Here is a 17,347-nt window from a genome sequence, read left to right as displayed (position 1 = left end):
CTCTAGCTTTTTTTATAGTATTGGTAAAGTAAAGTAGAAAGTTGAACCCTTATCTTTTTCCGTAGTGACCCAAATTTCACCACTCATCAGCTCGATCAGTTTCTGACATATTGAGAGACCAAGGCCAGTTCCACTTTGTTTAATTTGATCGTTGTATTCAACTTGACGAAAGCGATCAAAGATTTTGTTCATGAAATCATCTGGAATACCTATTCCAGTATCTTTAACGTAGAACTGAACAAATCCATCTTTGATGCTATAACCAACAGTAACTTTCCCATTGAGTGTAAATTTAAGTGCATTATTTATGAGGTTGGTTAATACCTGCTTTAGCTTTGATTCGTCACTCTTTAGTACTAATTGATCTGTATTTTCAGGAATATCAAGAACAAGGGTATTGTGGTTTTCTTTAACAATTTGTTGGAAAAAGGAGGCAATATCGTTGATTGCTTTGTTGACGAGAAATTCACGGTGTTCAACTTTTATCTGACCTGTTTCAATTCTTGAGATTTCCAATACATCATTGATAATGTTAAGTAATTGCATGCCACTTTCAATGATAACATTGATGTATTCGTTTCGGCTTTTTACATCGCAATTCTCATCTTTAAGCAGTTCTGAGAAACCCAGTATGCCATTCATTGGGGTTCTAATTTCATGGCTCATATTTGCTAAAAATGCCGATTTTAACCGATCACTTTCCTCAGCCTTTTCCTTGGCCTGTCTAAGTTCAATGTTAGTTTTCTTAAGATCTTTTTCGGCTTTCTTTCTTTCCCTTAAATCGCGTATAATTGATAAGTAATAATTGGCATGAGGACGTTTTGAATTCATTTCTATGGGAATGAGTTCTTTATTCTTACCAACAATATCTCGTTCAATAATTATTGATTGACCTTTGTTTAATAAATCAAAGCGCAAGGGTCGTTCCTTGATTACTTTAGGATCAAAGATCTTGCTAATATGTTGGCCAACTATTTCATCCCTATCAAAACCGGTCATTTTTAAAAAACCATGATTGGCATCAATTATTTCTCCATTCAGATTTCCAAGTAAAATACCATCTCCAGCATTTTCAACTACTTCCCTGAATTTCGCTTCGCTTTCTTTAAGGGCTGTTTCGGCTGTTTTCTGTTCGGTAATGTCACGTATGGCAGCTATTCTAACATTACGACCTTGATAATTGTAATTTTGACCTCTTATTTCAGCATTAAATAAGCTTCCATCTTTGCGTACCCCAACTGCTTCGTAACTGTCGGTTACTTCATTTTTTATATTATGAAGTACAATATCCTTGGTTTCATCTGTGAAAATGGATAAGGCGTGCATGCCTATGATTTCAGTAATGCTATAACCAAAAAGATTACACCCTGCCTGATTGGCTTCTATGCAGATCCCATTCTCAGTAATGAAAATACCTTCATGCGCTGCTTCTGATAATGCCTTATAGCGCGATTCACTGTCTATTAATTTTCGATTGTTCTTTTCACTTCTAGAAAGCGACAGTTCTTCCTCGAGCTGTTTAACGCGTTGAGCTAATTCTTGATATGTTGGTTTATGGCCCATTAAGAAGTATAATCAATAGTGTTTGAAATGGAATATTTCAAGATATAAAAAAGTATTGATCTTATTGTTCTAAGGTGCGATAAAAGTATGCTTAAGCAAGTAGAAAATCTATTTCGTCACTTAATGTACCAAGTTTTTCATTGGTTGGTATCCAATTTCCTTTTTCAATGAGGTATTTTTTCAGTAGTAAAAAATAGGTTAATGGGAATTCGTCTTTCTGCCACTGTTGCTCATAATTGAGTAAGCCAATTTTCTTAATAAAGATATCTAGTTTGTTGATGATGGCGTAAAAGAAATCTTGCATGTCATATTTCATGTCAATTATCAAATTGGCTGATGATTCATCGAATATGTCGTCATACTTAACGATTTTAACGAGAATGTGCATACCATCTTCTGTTGATAATATCCATTTTAAAGCACCCACTTCTTCGTACCAGTCTATCCAACTAATATTATCTTCGCCCCATATATGCGAAGGTTCAAATATTAATGAAGACATGCCTTTTAATAAATCGAATAAGGGATTGCTCGAGTTGTTAACAGTGAAAGGAACCTTTTGCTCGCCAAAAGAAATATTTCCAGTAGCCTTACCTCCGGCAACAAGTTCATATGTAAAGTCGAATAAACTTTTCATATCAGATTGTTCTTTAAAGGAAGCCATAATATTATCCGGGGCATCAATTGAATTTGATTTCACTATTAATAATTTTGGGTCAGGTGTATTATGTTTTCAGGTTAAATATAGGAAAGTTGTTTGAAATCCTACTATGAAAGCAGTAGTTTTTAGTGAATTAATCTATTTTTAAGTCCTTCAAACTATAGCCTTGTCGCACAAGTGCCTCCGGTTTCATTAGCTCAACAAGTTGATCCTGCTTAATTAGTTTTAAGGCTTCATTAGCTTCAAAAATAGTAGTCTTATGTTGTTTCATGTAATTTGAAATCTGAGTTGATTTATGATAACCAAGGTTGGGAATGAGCGCTGTTGCAATTGATGGGGAGAAATACGTATGCGTGTTATTGTTGACAATTTTCAACTCGCGCATAACATTATTTAATATGCTTTTATTAGCATTTATTAGAAGCTGAATTGACTCAAGCAGTGCTTGTCCGATAACTGGTATGTAGGCATTCAATTCAAGACAGCCTTGGCCACAAAGATTTGAGATTAAGATATCGTTAGCATAAACTTTATGTACGCTACTAATTACGAATTCAGGTATAACCGGATTAACTTTGCCAGGCATAATTGAACTGCCAACTTGTCTTTGTGGTAAAATTAGTACACGGTTAGTGAATAAATCAGCGCCTAAAAGTCGCAAATCATTAAGCATTTTTTCCAGGTTAACGGCATGCGCTTTCAGTGTTGCATGAACCTCAACATAGCTATCTAGATTAGATGTTGTATCACTTAAGTTTTCGCTGCGAGTAATTGGCTGACCTGTTAAATGTTGAAGTTCAGTAACCACTTGCATTATAAAGAAACGTGGAATACTTAAACCAGTTCCGATGGCACCACCTCCCAAATTTACTTCTTTAATTCGTTCCGAGCATTTTGATACTCGCCACCAATCGCGCGATAAAGCATTGTTGTAGGTGCTAAAAAGTTTATCATATGTTGAAGGAACAGCAGCCTGCATTTGTGTGTAACCCTGCCTTAATACATTTCTATATTTTCCTTCGATTTGTTCAACTTCATTACGTAAGGCATTAATGTCATTTTCCAGCTGATCGAGCAGATTCATTGATGCCACTTTCAGAGCACTCGGTACAACATCGTTAGTGGATTGAAAAATATTAGCATGCTCAAAAGGATCAACCAATTGGTAGTTGCCTGGTTTATCACCAAGCTTAAGTAGTGCCAGGTTGCTAATTATTTCGTTCACATTCATGTTGATTGAAGTACCAGCACCACCTTGTATGGCTGGTACAATCATCTGTTCGAAGTGTTTCCCTTCTGATATTTCAGAGGCAGCAATGCTCAGTGCTTCAATAAGCTCATCACTGAAGAATTGAATTGGAAGCTTCGCAGATTCTAATTTTTGCTCTGCAGCAAGCTTAAATTTTGCATAGGTGTTATAGCAAGCCAGTTTAACTTGTCCCATAGCCTTGTACCATTCCAATTGAAATGCAGTACTATTAGGGAAGTTTTCTTTAGCTCGCAGTGAATGGATACCATACAAGGCATCGTCAGGTAATTCTAGTTCTCCTATAAAATCTTGTTCAATCCTCATAAGATGCCTTTTTAAGCAAGTGGCCGCGCGTATGATTTTACATCATCACCTTCAATATTATCTTGACCAAGTATGATAAGACGTTCAATAACATTTCGGAATTCTCGAATGTTACCAGTCCAGTTTATTGCTTTAAGTTCGGCAATGGCGTCATCTGTAAAGGTTTTTTGAGGCATGCCTTGCTCTGCACAGATTATTTCATTAAAGTGTTTGGTTAATAATGGAATATCCTCTTTGCGATCGTTTAATGCAGGGACATGAATTAAGATGACACTTAAGCGATGGTATAAATCTTCCCTGAACTTACTGTCAGCGATTTCATCTTTCAAACTTTTATTGGTCGCTGCTAATACACGAACATTCACCTTTATGTCTTTATCGCTTCCTACGCGACTAATAATATTTTCTTGAAGCGCTCTGAGTACTTTGGCTTGAGCAGTTAAGCTCATATCACCAATTTCATCTAAAAAGATAGTACCTCCGTTGGCTTGTTCAAACTTGCCCTTGCGCTGCTTATGTGCCGATGTAAAGGCTCCTTTTTCATGGCCAAATAACTCACTCTCGATCAATTCGGATGGAATGGCTGCGCAATTAACTTCGATGAAAGGATTGCCAGCTCGATTGCTTTTTTCGTGTAACCAACGAGCCACTAATTCCTTACCAGTGCCGTTTCCTCCGGTTATAAGCACACGTGCATCGGTAGGTGCAACCTTGTCAATCATCTCTTTTACCTTGGCAATTGGTTCCGACTCGCCAATCATATCGTAGGTCTTGCTTACCTTACGTTTTAATACCTTTGTTTCAGCAACTAAATCCTTTTTCTCAATGGCATTGCGTATGGTTACTAATAGACGATTAAGATCAAGTGGTTTCTCAATAAAATCGTAAGCCCCTTTTTTGATAGCTTCAACAGCAGTGTCGATATTGCCATGGCCGGAGATCATGATAATGGGAGCATCGTTATTGTGACTGACCAATTTATCAAGCACTTCCATGCCATCCATATTAGGCATTTTTATGTCGCACAAAACTACATCGTATTTATTGGCATTGTACATTTCTAAGGCGTCCTCACCATTCTCAGCCAATTCAACTTCGTGTTTCTCGTATTCGAGAATATCTTTAAGCGTATTTCTTATGCTTCGTTGGTCATCAATGACTAATATTTTTGCCATGCTTGAATTTTATAACTGGTTGCGTAATGTTTGATAAATCGTTCCTTCTTTTAGTGCAAATGAGCACTGCCAGAAGTTTTTAATATTGAATTCACGAACGATGAAGTTAATGAAAATACTTGCCAATACAATCATTTCGACACGGTGTAGATCCATGCGTTCCATTTGTTCGCGCTGCTCATGAGTCGACTTCAAAAAGATGTTGTGCAATTCATGAACATACTCCAAAGGAACATGGTAAGTTAAAACCTTTTTCATATCAAGGTGTGGATGATGAATGGCCGCTATCATTCCGGAAATAGTATCAAACGATCCGGAAGAGCCTATCAAAGTATCGCAAGGGTATTTCTTGAATGCATCGTATAAAAGCTGAAGTTCTTCTTTTATGTAATTTTCTACATCTTCAATTTCTATTTCAGTGATTGGATCAGATGGTTGAAAACGATCTAATAGACGTGCAATACCCAAATCAAAGCTGTGTTTCCAAATAACACCATCTTTATTGGCAATGATAAACTCGTTTGAACCACCACCTATATCTAATATCATGATTCTTTCGTCTCCGATGGGGATAACTTGTTTTACACCATCAAAAATGAGTTGAGCTTCCTTTTGCCCGTCAACCACATTAATATCTAACCCGCACTCTTCTTTGGCCTTTTTTACAAAATCACCACCATTTTTGGCACTACGTATGGCAGCTGTTGCAATGCAAATGGTTTTTGAGATCTGGTAAGGCTGCATGGTGGCTTGATGTGTTTTTAAGGCATCAATCCCTCGTTCCATGGCTTCTGGTAAAATAGTACGATCGTTTATTCCACCCTTTCCTAATTTAGCTGGGTATTTACTCTCGTGAAGTATATTGTAAGTATCTGAACCATTTTGCTCAACAATTAGAAGGTTAATGGTATTGGTACCTAAATCAATTATTGCAATTCGCATGTTTCTCCTCTTTGTGGCTAAATTACGAAAATGAAGTTTAAAAAAGCCGGGCGAGCCGGCTTTCAATATATTTTTATTTCGAAGAATATCTAAACCATTTCCACAGTTCCTTGTACGATATCTTTTTACCATACATTAATATACCTACTCGATAAATGCGACCAGCAAACCAGGTTGTGAAAATAAATGAAGCAGTTAATATCACCATCGAAAGTATAACTTCCCACAAAGGTGGTTCAAACGGGATGCGCGCCATCATTACAACAGGAGATGTAAATGGAATCATTGAAAACCAAAAGGCCAAATCACTGCCCGGGTTTTTGAAAACACCCATAACAACATACATGGATAGTATGAGTGGCATAATGATAGGTAGAACAAACTGTTGTGAATCGGTTTCACTATCTACCGCAGCACCAATTGCCGCAAATAAACTGGCATATAATAAATACCCTCCAATAAATAAATACATGAAGGCAAATAAACTATAAACTAGAGTTGATAGGTCAATTTTTTCGAACACTTTAGTAAGTGAATCAGCAAACTCAGTTGTTTGCGCTTGATCCATTTCCGTATTCATGCCTTGCACCATTTCAACCTGGCTATTTTGTGGCATTGCCCCATCTAAAAAAACTGAAGATAGAACGCTTGCAACACCAAATGAAAGGATAACCCATATAAGAAATTGCGTTAGCGCCACCATGGCAATTCCAATAATCTTACCCATCATCAGTTGAAACGGTTTTACAGATGAAATAATCACTTCAACAATTCGATTGGTTTTTTCTTCCATTACCCCACGCATAACCTGCGTGCCGTACATGAGGACAAACATATATACCATTAAAGCGAATATGATACCGAAAACCATAGTGATTTCAGTGGAGCTTTCTTTTTCAGAACCATCATCACCAAGTTTAATTGTTTTAATGTCTATATCTACATTGTGAACATCTTCAATAATAGCATCTAAGCCATCAATCTGATAACTTTCTAATTTCTCTTTCTCCAAAAAATCTTCAAGATTTCGTGAGATATGCCTTTTTACATCCATCGTGATTTGCGCATCAGAATAGATGTTAATGGCGTCAGGTGTTTTAAGTAGATCGTCGTGTATAACGATGTAAGCATCGTATCCTTGTTCTTTGTATTCAGTGCTTAAAGTTTCTTTATTAGATGATTTTAACCAGAGAAATTTAATGTATTCGGTATCTTCAATCTGTTGGTCGTATTTGTTAGTTTGGTCAACAACAGCAATATTCATTTCTTCTGTATTGTCCATCGAAGCGAACCATGTTGGTAATATTATCATTAATGAAAACAATAATGGACCAACTATACTCATGATTACAAAGCTCTTTTTTTTGACCCTTGTAATGTATTCTCTTTTTATGATGAGTGATATTTTATTCATAATTAGCGATTTTCGGATTTAGACTGGTTACTTTGCTCAACTACTTTAATGAATATGTCATTCATCGTAGGAAGTACTTCTTGCAGACCATGTATTTCAACATGATTTAATAATTGACCAATCATATTATTTACCGATCCGTCAGAAGACATTTTTACGAAGGCGGTGTTTTGATGATGGTTAGGCGAAATACTTTCTATTATATACTTGTCGTCAAGGTGTTGCTCGATAAGGTTTTGTTCGCCCGAATAATCAACCTTAATTAAATTGTCCTTGTATTGCTGGCGTATGTCATGAACTTCGCCACTAAGAATTGCTTGCGATTGATTGATAAGTGTAATGTGGTCGCATAATTCCTCAACCGATCCCATGTTATGTGTACTAAAAAGAATGGTAGCGCCTTGCTCTTTCAGACTTAAGATTTCCTGCTTTAGTATATTAGCATTGATAGGATCAAAACCACTGAAAGGTTCATCAAATATCAATAATTTAGGTTCGTGTAATACTGTTACAACGAACTGTATTTTCTGTTGCATACCTTTCGAAAGCTCTTCAACTTTTTTATCCCACCAAGCTTGAATCTCAAACTTTTCGAACCAAAATTTTAATTTTTTAATGGCATCATTTCGCGATAGACCTTTAAGTCGTGCAAGGTAAACAGCTTGTTCACCAACTTTCATTTTTTTGTATAAACCTCTTTCTTCAGGAAGGTATCCGATGCGATGTACATCGTCGGCTTGAAGTTTACGTCCATTGAGTAAGACTTCACCAGAATCGGGGCCAGTAATTTGATTGATTATTCGTATAAGAGTGGTTTTACCAGCTCCATTAGGCCCTAAAAGTCCGTAGATGCTTCCTTCAGGAACCTGCAAACTGACGTTGTTAAGAGCCAAATGATTGGCATATTGCTTAACAACCTGCCTTGCTTCTAAAAATATCATAGGTTTGGTATTTAATGTGTTTTATTTCGAAGTGTGAAGATAGGCTTTTTGGTGCTACAATAAAAAAGCACAATCAAAGAAGAATTGATTGTGCTAAATATTATATTTTGAGCTTGTAGTTTAAAACCAGCCTGCTCCCAATTCGGCTCTAAATGGCCATGGTATAGATGCTATAATAATTAGGAGACCAATGAGGTTACTCCAGAATAGTCGCTTATGACTATGGAAGTTGCTAAATGCTTTCGATTTGCTATGGCCAATTGTAATAATTATAATTGCAATGAGCATTAAGAGAGGATGTTCCATTGTGAAAAAGCGAAGTAAAGTGTTTTTCATCATTATTGGATCAAACATTACTTTTGAACTGATAACAAATAGAACAAATCCAATAATCAATTGAATGTGGAGAATTATCATCGAGACAGAGGATAATTTTCTGTGGGCATTCGAAAATTTGCGTTCTCGTTGCCACCCTATAAAGCTTTGTATAATAACCGCAAGAATTAAAATTAGTGCGATATATCTGAAACCGCTATGTGCGTGAAGTAAACCTGTGTACATATATTTTATGTTTTGAAATTAAACAGCACTAATGCCGAAAAGTTTTAAGAAGAATTTGAATATTTGAAATAAAAGCATTTACTTTGAATTGCAAAGTACTATGAAATGAAAGAAAAAGAAGCGTCAATTCAAGACATTAAGGCCATCCGAAAGATGATGGAGGATTCATCTAAGTTTTTATCATTAAGTGGTTTGTCAGGGGTTGCGGCTGGAGTTGTTGCAATCATTGGCGCTGCTTTGGCCTATTGGTTTGTGCTCGATGGCGGAACCAATACCTACGATGAATATATGAATGGCTTGAAAAATGCGGATACCAATCAGATTCGATTTGGTTTAATGTTGTTAGCTGCTGTTGTATTTGTTTTGGCCGTTTCATTAGCTTGGTTGTTTAGCTGGCGAAAATCGCGTAAATCGTCGCTTCCTTTTTGGACTGCAAGTACGCGTAAAGTAGCTTGGAATCTTTGCTTTGTATTGTTTATTGGTGGTGTTTTTAGTTTGATATTGATTTACCACGAAAATATTCGTTTGGTGGCATCGGTGATGCTAATATTTTATGGCTTGGCTTTATTAATGGCCTCGCGCTATACCTTGCGCGATATTCAATACTTGGGTTATACCGAGATTGGCCTTGGTTTGTTAGCAGGTGTGTTTTTAAACTATGGCTTAGTATTTTGGACCTTGGGCTTTGGTGTATTTCACATTGTTTACGGGGTAAGCATGTACCTTAAATACGATCGATGAAACGAGCCATGTGTAAAGTACTCATACAGGAAATGGTTATTTTTCAGGCGAGTTCCATATGGCAATAGAATGAACGTATAATCATATGAAAAGCATTATAGAAGGATTAAATAAGCAGTTTGAAAATCGGGTAAGGTTGGGCATTATGTCGGCTTTAATGGTGAATGATGTGCTCGATTTTAATGCCTTAAAAGAGCTGCTGGGAGTTACAGATGGGAACCTTGCTAGTCATTTGAAAGCGCTTGAAAAAAATGAATTGATTATTGTGAGTAAACAGTTTATTGGGAAAAAACCTAATACAACTTACAGCGCTAGTGAGCTTGGTAAATTATCGTTTAGGAAACATTTGTCGGCATTAGAAAAATTATTGAACGCTGAGTAGCTATTTTTTTTACATATATACTTTGTATTTCAAAGTACTTTTAATTTATTAGATATGACTAAACTTAATATTATGCTTGATGATGAAAAATGGTATCAGACCATAACATTTAAAATGTTACTAATTGGTTTATTGGTATTGATTTTACTTATTCCGTTGGGAATGGTTAAATCTGTTATTCGTGAACGGGAAGTGACGGATGAGCAGGTTGAATTAGAAATAATGGAGCAGTGGGGCGGCCCACAAGTTGTTTCGGGGCCAACCATGCACGTTCCTGTTTTTTACAATGTAAAAGATAAGGACAATGAGGTAAGTCAGATTAAAAAGTGGTTACACATCATGCCAGAGGATTTGGATGTGAACGGTAATATTGAAACAGAATTGCGTAAACGAGGCATTTACGAAACGCCTGTTTATAATGCTAATCTGAATATTTCCGGGAAATTTAGTAATCTGCATAAGATGGTTCACGATGCTGATGAAATTGATTGGCAAGGTGCCTATGTTACAATGGCGGTTGCAGATAATAGAGGTATTAAAGGAAAAGTTAGTTTCTCGTGGAATGGTGAGATGAGTGAGCCTGAGGCAGGATTAATTACACGCGATTTAAGTACTTCAGGCATGTCATTAGCATGCCCTATTGATGTTGAAAGTTTAAATGACGACCGCCCCTTTTCAATTATTTTAAATTTGAGTGGAGCCAAAACCTTATCGTTTAATCCACTTGGAAAAAAGAGCAGTATAACGCTTCAATCAGATTGGAAAGATCCTAGTTTTAATGGCTCATTTTTGCCAACTACACACGATGTGAACGTCGATGGATTCACTGCAAACTGGACCATTACACATTTAAACCGAAATTTCCCGCAGTATTGGGTAGGAAGTCGTCATAAGGTTTACGAACATCAGTTAGGTGTAGAATTATATGTGCCTGTCAATCATTATCAAAAATCACTTAGATCAGCTAAATATGGAATTCTTATCATCTGCCTTACTTTATTGGTGTTTCTCTTTATTGAATTGGTTAAAAAGAAGACGATCCAAATTTTGCAATACTTGTTGGTGGGTTTGGCTTTGGTATTGTTTTTTTCTATCCTCACAGCCTTGAGTGAGCACATTGGTTTTACCTGGGCCTACGTGGTGGCGTCGACAAGTATCATTTTAATGGTAACTCTCTATTCGTATGGTATACTTGGTGATCGCCAACAATCATTCTGGATATTTTTACTACTAGTAGTACTGTATACTTTCTTATTTGTACTTCTGCAATTAAACGATTTTGCCTTCTTAGCAGGTAATGTAGGTTTGTTTGTTGCACTCGGTTTTATAATGAAAGCTTCTTCGAAAATAAAAAACGCCAATGTTTCGGATGAAAAACAGGCGCTTGATTCCTAATAGTTAACCTTGGAGGAAGTTACAATGCTTCCTCCTATTTTTACTCTCGGCTAATTAACCAATACGATTTTATTCTTTTTACAAATGCTTCAGGTTCTTCTGTAAATATTTTCCCCAAGAGTGGCCATACGTCATCATGTATTTGTGACTTTTCGTTATTGATGCTTTTAATCATCTTGTCTTTTTCTTCCTGAATTAATATGGTGTCAGGACATTCTTGGATTATGGCCACTGTTTCTGCCAGGTTATGATCATCGCCCAGTAAATCAGAAACTGTTTTTAAGGAAGAAGAATAATGTACAAAATAGTCGGGCCAAACTTCTTGCATCAAAAGCATTTGATTTAAAAGATACTTTACTTTTTTACGTAGTTGATGAGTTGAATGATCGTCAAGGTTAAGCTGAGATTCCTCCATCTTTCCTAGGCATTGTTGATACACCTTTGTAACACCTTCTTGTATTGTATGTGGCCCCAAGTTATTTAATGGATAATTTTCGATAGCTTTTTTCGAATCACTTGCTTTATCGCTGATGTGTTGAAACACATTGTTGTCAACTATCTTTTGCAAGGCCAACTCTTTTTGTGTATTAAGATGGTCGATAAATTTAATAAAGCTGCCTTCATTAACCTTTATTTCTTCTGCTTCGAAACATTCCGCCAAGTAGGATATGATAACATGTAAGTCTCGTATTTTGGATAAGAGCCTAGCTAATTCTCTACACTTAACATTTTCAATGTGATATAACTCCTCACCAATGTCATAGCGGATTAAGCGCAAAACGCCGCGTACACGTTTTAAGGTTTTTCGAATTTCGTGGACACTTATATCAATGTTATCAGTAATCTTTATCTGTTCTTCGATGTGCGAATATTGTTCATTCAATACGCGAGATATACCGTCTCTTAACTCTTCCTGATTGTCAATAGCGAATCTGTACATAGTAATTCTCTTTAGATACTTCAAACTACTAAGAATATTGACCAAAATCAAGATGTATTTTTCTTCTGCTTATAATTTTATAAATTATGCAATATTTTAATAGTGACTAGAAAGACGAAAGTATGGGGTGGCGAATTTTAATAATAATGTTATTTGGGCTTACATCGTTTGCTGTGAGCTCTTTGGCGCAGGTAGAAAAGGAGACTGGTCGCAATAGTTTATTTGAAGGAGAAGAAAAACTTCAAATAAAATTAAGTGCTGATTTTACATCTTTATTAAAAAATAAGGAAGATGAGAATTATATTCCTGCCTTAATTTCTATTCGTTTTTCAAAAAAAGATGCATTTGAACGCGAATTGAGGCTTAAGCCACGTGGTTATTACCGTAAAATGAATTGTGGTTTTCCTCCATTGATGTTGAATTTCAAGCCTGATACCTTGATTGTAGATGATGGTAAATATGTAAAGGTTAAGTTGGTGTCGCACTGTTACGATTCTGATACCTATAGGGATTATGTGTTAAAAGAATACCTGATTTATAAGTTGTATGCTTTGATAAGTCCTTATAGCTTAAGGGTTAGGATGGCTGATATAGAATATCGTGATACTGGAAAACGAGAACGCAATGTGGATCAATTGGGATTTCTTATTGAGCCAATGGATGTATTCTGTGAGCGCACTGATGTAATAGAGATTGAAGGGAAGTATTTTAATGATGCTGAAATTAATGAATTGGAAGCCGATCGGGTTGCTATTTTTATGTACATGATTGGAAATACGGATTGGCGGATTAAAAGTGGACACAATATAAAGTTTCTGAAGATTAAGAATCATAGAAAAGAGGAGGTTGTGCCTGTGCCTTACGATTTTGACCATGCAGGTTTGATTAATACAAGTTATGCCTTGCCATCGGAATGGTCCGAAGCAGAGCGAGTAACTGAACGTGATTTTACCGGAAGATGTCGGACATTTGATACCAACTACGATGTACTAATAGAAGATTTTTTAAAAGTTAAAGAGCAGATGTTAAAAACGATTAATGAGTTTGAATATCTTGAGCTGAAGCAAAGAAAGCGTGTCTTTAAATTTGTTGAGGATTTTTATGAGGAATTGGAAAAGCCAGAGCGTTTTAAGCGAAATTTGCACAACTCATGTATGGATCGCTATTGAACAAAGATGGGAGTAGATGCTTCTAATTAGAGTTGAATTTTAAATACAGGAATGAATCAAAAAGTGATTAGTGTACTAGGTTGCGGGTGGTTAGGTTTTCCTTTGGCAAAAGCTTTGAATAAGGGTGGCTGGTATGTTAAGGGATCAACCACAAGTCCTGAAAAGCAAAGCTTATTAGAAGCCAACAACATTAAACCTTACGTATTACAGTTGGGTGAAGCTATTGGGAAGAATGAGTTTGCTGATTTTCTTGATTCGGAGTACTTAATCGTTAATGTGCCGCCTAGCAAAGGTCTTGCTCAGACTGATTCATATGCTGCACTTATTAATGCCTTATCTTTTTCAGGAGTAAAAAAGCTAGTGCTGGTTAGTTCAACATCTGTGTATGAAAATACGAATTCAGTTGTTAAAGAGGAAGATACTGATTCTATGGATGGTGATGCCAATCGTATGTTAGTCATTGAGCGTCTTTTTCAGAGCCTTAGAAATATTGATGTAACAGTTGTGCGCTTTGCTGGATTAATTGGGCCAGAGCGGCATCCTGGTGGATTCTTTGGCAAAGGTCGAATTGTTAAAGGAGCGAAGGTGCCCATTAACCTCATTCATCTTGATGACTGTATAGGAATTATTAAAACTGTCATTGATAAGGAAATATGGGGAAATGTTTTTAACGGCTGTGCATCTACGCATCCTAAAAAAGAAGATTTCTATAGCAAAGCGACTTCGATTAAGGGTAATCCTGCACCAGTATTTGATGCTTCTAATCTCACCATACCTTACAAAATTGTAAGTAATGATAAAGTGAAAAGCATATTGGATTATGAGTTTGTTTACGACGATTTAATGAAGATGCTGGATGTTGATAATTTCGCATAGCATTTCTATTTGAGTAAAATCAGCTTTTCAATTTAAGCTCTCATTTGTTTATTAAAATTGCTTCACTTAGTTTTGTGCAGCTTTTTGTATTTGTGCAAAAAGCGTTTGAGTTTATTAAGAAGAAGGGAGAGACAGGCTCTATGAACTTCTGGCAACCACCAAAACGGCAGGTGCCAAAACCTGATTCCGAAAGGAAGATGATGAATTTAAACCAATTATATGATTTTACTTCAACAATGTTTTCGAATGCCCTTGTGGCTTCTATAATGATTACCTCCGTTTATTGCATTTGAATATGCATCATTAAAATTTATTATTCGTTTCGGCATAGTCCGGTATATTTTATACACCATGAAGAAAGTTGTAGCCAAATTTGGCGGTTCAAACCTTAAGAAGAAAGAAGATATTCAAAAATTAGTTGGCGTTATAAAAGCTTATAATCGTCCAATGGTCATTGTTGTTTCAGCATTTTATGGCATTACAAATCATTTAATTACTTCGCTTGCAGAAGTAAAAAAAGATGAATCTTATATAAATACTTTAACGCGTTTTTTACGTGAATTAAAAGAAGAAGCCATTCTTGAAAATTTTGAGGAAAAGCATTGGCAAGAGAAAACCATGCGATTGGTTGAGGAGCGTATCGGAGAATTAAGTAGATATTTAACTGGTGTTCATTATATTGGTGATGTGCCTGAGTTTGTTGAAGATGTTGTGTTGAGTTACGGCGAGCGTTTGAGTTCTTTGGTTTTGACATCAATTCTACAAGCTAACGGAATAGAAGCAGAAGAGGCTTTGCCCGAAGAAATGCCTTTGGTAACTGATGGTGAGTTTGGTAATGCAACGGTTGATTATAAGGTTGCATCGGAGCATGTGCAGAAACGTTTGGGAGAAGATAAGGTTTATGTGGTGCCAGGGTTTTATGGTGTATCGCCAAAGGGTAAAGTTACTTTATTAGGAAGAGGAGGTAGCGATTATTCAGCCGCTGCTTTGGCGCGCTGCCTCGAGGCTGAATCTTTAGATGTGTGGAAAGATGTGGATGGCTTTATGAGTGCCGATCCAAAACTGGTTAACGCGCCACGTCGCTTGAAGTCTTTAAGTTATGCCGAAGCCGCTGAGTTATCTTATTTTGGTGCAGGCATACTGCATCCGCGTACTGTTGAGCCGCTTAAGCGATTAAATATTCCAATAAATATTGGAAATATTGATGCCTTTAGTGGGGTGATTGAGCCTCGTACTGTGGTGTGCGGAACCGAAGAGGTGACCGATGCCATTATTAAGAGTGTTACCTATAGTAATGATTTTTGTATCCTTAAGTTACGAGGTGCAGGTGTTGGATTAAAGCGCGGGGTTTTAGCCAAAGTAACGGTAGCTCTGGATAAGGCAGGAATAAATATTAAGTCAGTTATTACATCGCAAATTGTAATTAACCTGATGCTTTCAGTTAGTGATATTAAAAAAGCTTATCGTATTGTAGAAGAGTTGGAGTTATCTGCTATAACTGAGTTGGTCGTGGAAGAGCAGATTTCTACCATTGCTGTTGTTGGGCAGGGCTTACTTGACAAGCCGGGTATATCAGGTCGTTTATTCATGGCTTTGGCTCGTCAGGATGTGAATGTTAAGATGATTGTATCTGGAGCATCTGCGGTAGCAAGTTATTTTATTGTTGATGCATCTGATCAGGATAAGGCCATAGGTGCAATTCATGACGAATTTTTTGGATAAAATAGAAATGGCCTAATCACGTTTGATTCGGCCATTTCACTTTCTATGTAGTAAAACAACGCAACATCTAATAGTTGTATGAGCTTTGTCCATGCTCATGGATATCCAATCCTTCACGTTCTTCTTGTTCTGATACGCGAAGTCCCATTGTGGCTTTAAGGGTTTTGAATAAAATTAGTCCAAGACCGAATGCCCATGCACCAATGGCCGCTACACCAATAGCTTGAGTGCCAAGTAAGGCAAAGCCTCCTCCATAGAAGACACCACCTTCGGTAGCAAAGAAGCCTACCATTAGTGTACCTACAGCACCAACAACGCCGTGTACTGAAATGGCACCAACTGGATCATCTATTTTTAGTTTTTGATCGATAAATTCGATTGAGAAAACAACAACCAAACCAGCAATTGCTCCAATGGCAACAGCTCCTGCAGGAGAGACGATATCACAGCCTGCAGTAATCCCTACTAACCCTGCTAAGGCACCATTTAAGGTCATTGATAAATCAGGTTTGCCGTAGCGAATCCATGTTACAAACATGGTTGTTACAGCGCCCGCTGCGGCTGCAAGATTTGTAGTGATTACAATTAATGCTACTGAATAGGCATTGTCGCCACTTATGGCTAATTGCGATCCAGGGTTAAATCCAAACCATCCTAACCAAAGAATAAATACGCCTAATGCACCCAATACCATGTTGTGTCCAGGGATGGCATTGGTTTTACCGTTGTATTTACCAATTCGGGGACCAATGGTCCAAGCGCCAGCAAGGGCAGCCCAGCCACCAACAGAGTGAACTACGGTTGATCCTGCGAAATCGTGGAAACCAAGATCGCTTAACCAGCCACCACCCCATACCCAGTGACCCGAGATTGGATAAATAACAACAGTGATGAAAATTGAGAAAACTAAATAGGTACTAAACTTGGTTCTTTCAGCCATGGCTCCTGAAACAATTGTAGCCGCAGTAGCTGCAAATACGGTTTGAAAGAATAAATTGTGTAAGTCAGTACCGTCGTTGTAAAAGAAATCAAATGCACCGAAGAAAGCACCTTCTCCTCCGTACATCATACTATATCCAATTATCCAGAACAATAATGAACCAATTGAAAAGTCCATGAAGTTCTTCATAATAATGTTACCTACATTTTTGGCTCGTGTAAAACCTGCTTCTACCATGGCGAATCCAGCCTGCATAAAAAAGACTAATATACCTGCCAGTAAGACCCATAAAATATCTAAAGCGCTATTTGCGTCCATAATTTCTTGTTTTAAATTTCTTTTCAGTCTGAAT

The 17,347-nt window shown here is 37.0% G+C and carries 16 protein-coding genes and 1 riboswitch; of the genes, 6 read left to right on the top strand and 10 right to left on the bottom strand.

The genetic code is table 11. The features are described from left to right. Window positions 1-12: 12 nt before the first annotated feature. The 8 genes from ACRD7B_RS01425 to ACRD7B_RS01390 all read right to left on the bottom strand — a co-directional run bounded on the left by ACRD7B_RS01425 (window position 13) and on the right by ACRD7B_RS01390 (window position 8,686). A complete protein-coding gene (locus ACRD7B_RS01425; protein WP_430822662.1) occupies window positions 13-1,563 on the bottom strand; it encodes a PAS domain S-box protein in 1,551 nt (516 codons plus the stop codon). A gap of 91 nt (window positions 1,564-1,654) precedes the next feature. Beyond that, entirely contained in the window at window positions 1,655-2,263 is a 609-nt protein-coding gene (locus ACRD7B_RS01420; RefSeq protein ID WP_430822661.1) for a hypothetical protein, read from the bottom strand. A gap of 94 nt (window positions 2,264-2,357) precedes the next feature. Next, on the bottom strand, window positions 2,358-3,797 hold the full coding sequence (locus ACRD7B_RS01415; protein WP_430822660.1) for a lyase family protein: 1,440 nt from the start codon (window positions 3,795-3,797) through the stop codon (window positions 2,358-2,360). A gap of 11 nt (window positions 3,798-3,808) precedes the next feature. Beyond that, entirely contained in the window at window positions 3,809-4,972 is a 1,164-nt protein-coding gene (locus tag ACRD7B_RS01410; protein WP_430822659.1) for a sigma-54-dependent transcriptional regulator, read from the bottom strand. 9 nt (window positions 4,973-4,981) lie between these two features. After that, a complete protein-coding gene (locus ACRD7B_RS01405; RefSeq protein ID WP_430822658.1) occupies window positions 4,982-5,914 on the bottom strand; it encodes a Ppx/GppA phosphatase family protein in 933 nt (310 codons plus the stop codon). 73 nt (window positions 5,915-5,987) lie between these two features. Next, window positions 5,988-7,328, bottom strand: coding sequence for an ABC transporter permease (locus ACRD7B_RS01400; RefSeq protein WP_430822657.1), 1,341 nt, complete (start codon window positions 7,326-7,328; stop codon window positions 5,988-5,990). 2 nt (window positions 7,329-7,330) lie between these two features. Continuing rightward, the gene (locus tag ACRD7B_RS01395; protein ID WP_430822656.1) at window positions 7,331-8,269 is read right to left on the bottom strand and encodes an ABC transporter ATP-binding protein; all 939 of its coding nucleotides are present in this window, start codon (window positions 8,267-8,269) and stop codon (window positions 7,331-7,333) included. A gap of 120 nt (window positions 8,270-8,389) precedes the next feature. Beyond that, the gene (locus ACRD7B_RS01390) at window positions 8,390-8,686 is read right to left on the bottom strand and encodes a hypothetical protein (protein ID WP_430822655.1); all 297 of its coding nucleotides are present in this window, start codon (window positions 8,684-8,686) and stop codon (window positions 8,390-8,392) included. Window positions 8,687-8,935: 249 nt separating this feature from the next. Here ACRD7B_RS01390 and ACRD7B_RS01385 point away from each other — a divergent pair, with 249 nt between their 5' ends. The 3 genes from ACRD7B_RS01385 (at window position 8,936) to creD (ending at window position 11,348) form a co-directional block, all read left to right on the top strand. Then, on the top strand, window positions 8,936-9,571 hold the full coding sequence (locus ACRD7B_RS01385) for a hypothetical protein (protein ID WP_430822654.1): 636 nt from the start codon (window positions 8,936-8,938) through the stop codon (window positions 9,569-9,571). An 85-nt stretch (window positions 9,572-9,656) separates the two neighbouring features. Then, window positions 9,657-9,953 (top strand): winged helix-turn-helix domain-containing protein, encoded by a 297-nt coding sequence (locus ACRD7B_RS01380; RefSeq protein WP_430822653.1) that lies wholly within the window; start codon window positions 9,657-9,659, stop codon window positions 9,951-9,953. Between the two features lie 54 nt (window positions 9,954-10,007). Further along, the gene (creD, locus tag ACRD7B_RS01375; RefSeq protein WP_430822652.1) at window positions 10,008-11,348 is read left to right on the top strand and encodes a cell envelope integrity protein CreD; all 1,341 of its coding nucleotides are present in this window, start codon (window positions 10,008-10,010) and stop codon (window positions 11,346-11,348) included. A gap of 40 nt (window positions 11,349-11,388) precedes the next feature. Here the strand turns inward: creD and ACRD7B_RS01370 are convergent, their stop codons facing one another. After that, complete coding sequence (locus ACRD7B_RS01370; RefSeq protein WP_430822651.1) at window positions 11,389-12,288, bottom strand: CHAD domain-containing protein; 900 nt, start codon at window positions 12,286-12,288, stop codon at window positions 11,389-11,391. Window positions 12,289-12,410: 122 nt separating this feature from the next. Between ACRD7B_RS01370 and ACRD7B_RS01365 the strand changes: the two genes are divergently transcribed. From ACRD7B_RS01365 to ACRD7B_RS01355, 3 genes are all read left to right on the top strand, one after another. Continuing rightward, the gene (locus ACRD7B_RS01365) at window positions 12,411-13,457 is read left to right on the top strand and encodes a hypothetical protein (protein ID WP_430822650.1); all 1,047 of its coding nucleotides are present in this window, start codon (window positions 12,411-12,413) and stop codon (window positions 13,455-13,457) included. A 51-nt stretch (window positions 13,458-13,508) separates the two neighbouring features. Beyond that, window positions 13,509-14,333 (top strand): Rossmann-fold NAD(P)-binding domain-containing protein, encoded by an 825-nt coding sequence (locus ACRD7B_RS01360; RefSeq protein WP_430822649.1) that lies wholly within the window; start codon window positions 13,509-13,511, stop codon window positions 14,331-14,333. 108 nt (window positions 14,334-14,441) lie between these two features. After that, window positions 14,442-14,540, top strand: a riboswitch (SAM riboswitch). A gap of 144 nt (window positions 14,541-14,684) precedes the next feature. Then, window positions 14,685-16,055: an aspartate kinase gene (locus ACRD7B_RS01355; RefSeq protein WP_430822648.1), complete on the top strand. Its 1,371-nt coding sequence runs from the start codon at window positions 14,685-14,687 to the stop codon at window positions 16,053-16,055. Between the two features lie 67 nt (window positions 16,056-16,122). On the opposite strand, the gene ACRD7B_RS01350 is transcribed toward ACRD7B_RS01355, so the two are convergent. Next, window positions 16,123-17,313, bottom strand: a complete 1,191-nt coding sequence (locus ACRD7B_RS01350) for an ammonium transporter (protein WP_430822647.1) — start codon at window positions 17,311-17,313, stop codon at window positions 16,123-16,125. Window positions 17,314-17,347: the final 34 nt, after the last annotated feature.

The organism is Carboxylicivirga fragile, assembly GCF_050589805.1.
In the GTDB taxonomy this organism is placed as follows: Bacteria; Bacteroidota; Bacteroidia; order Bacteroidales; family Marinilabiliaceae; genus Carboxylicivirga; species Carboxylicivirga fragile.
This window is presented reverse-complemented; position numbering and strand designations above follow the sequence as displayed.

Excerpts from the sequence above, each read along its gene's own strand:
- ACRD7B_RS01355 (WP_430822648.1), top strand. The coding sequence starts at position 14,685 with ATGAAGAAAGTTGTAGCCAAATTTGGCGGTTCAAACCTTAAGAAGAAA.
- ACRD7B_RS01385 (WP_430822654.1), top strand. The coding sequence starts at position 8,936 with ATGAAAGAAAAAGAAGCGTCAATTCAAGACATTAAGGCCATCCGAAAG.
- ACRD7B_RS01405 (WP_430822658.1), bottom strand. The coding sequence starts at position 5,914 with ATGCGAATTGCAATAATTGATTTAGGTACCAATACCATTAACCTTCTA.
- ACRD7B_RS01350 (WP_430822647.1), bottom strand. The coding sequence starts at position 17,313 with ATGGACGCAAATAGCGCTTTAGATATTTTATGGGTCTTACTGGCAGGT.
- creD (WP_430822652.1), top strand. The coding sequence starts at position 10,008 with ATGACTAAACTTAATATTATGCTTGATGATGAAAAATGGTATCAGACC.
- ACRD7B_RS01365 (WP_430822650.1), top strand. The coding sequence starts at position 12,411 with ATGGGGTGGCGAATTTTAATAATAATGTTATTTGGGCTTACATCGTTT.
- ACRD7B_RS01425 (WP_430822662.1), bottom strand. The coding sequence starts at position 1,563 with ATGGGCCATAAACCAACATATCAAGAATTAGCTCAACGCGTTAAACAG.
- ACRD7B_RS01360 (WP_430822649.1), top strand. The coding sequence starts at position 13,509 with ATGAATCAAAAAGTGATTAGTGTACTAGGTTGCGGGTGGTTAGGTTTT.
- ACRD7B_RS01400 (WP_430822657.1), bottom strand. The coding sequence starts at position 7,328 with ATGAATAAAATATCACTCATCATAAAAAGAGAATACATTACAAGGGTC.
- ACRD7B_RS01395 (WP_430822656.1), bottom strand. The coding sequence starts at position 8,269 with ATGATATTTTTAGAAGCAAGGCAGGTTGTTAAGCAATATGCCAATCAT.
- ACRD7B_RS01380 (WP_430822653.1), top strand. The coding sequence starts at position 9,657 with ATGAAAAGCATTATAGAAGGATTAAATAAGCAGTTTGAAAATCGGGTA.
- ACRD7B_RS01370 (WP_430822651.1), bottom strand. The coding sequence starts at position 12,288 with ATGTACAGATTCGCTATTGACAATCAGGAAGAGTTAAGAGACGGTATA.
- ACRD7B_RS01415 (WP_430822660.1), bottom strand. The coding sequence starts at position 3,797 with ATGAGGATTGAACAAGATTTTATAGGAGAACTAGAATTACCTGACGAT.
- ACRD7B_RS01390 (WP_430822655.1), bottom strand. The coding sequence starts at position 8,686 with ATGATAATTCTCCACATTCAATTGATTATTGGATTTGTTCTATTTGTT.
- ACRD7B_RS01410 (WP_430822659.1), bottom strand. The coding sequence starts at position 4,972 with ATGGCAAAAATATTAGTCATTGATGACCAACGAAGCATAAGAAATACG.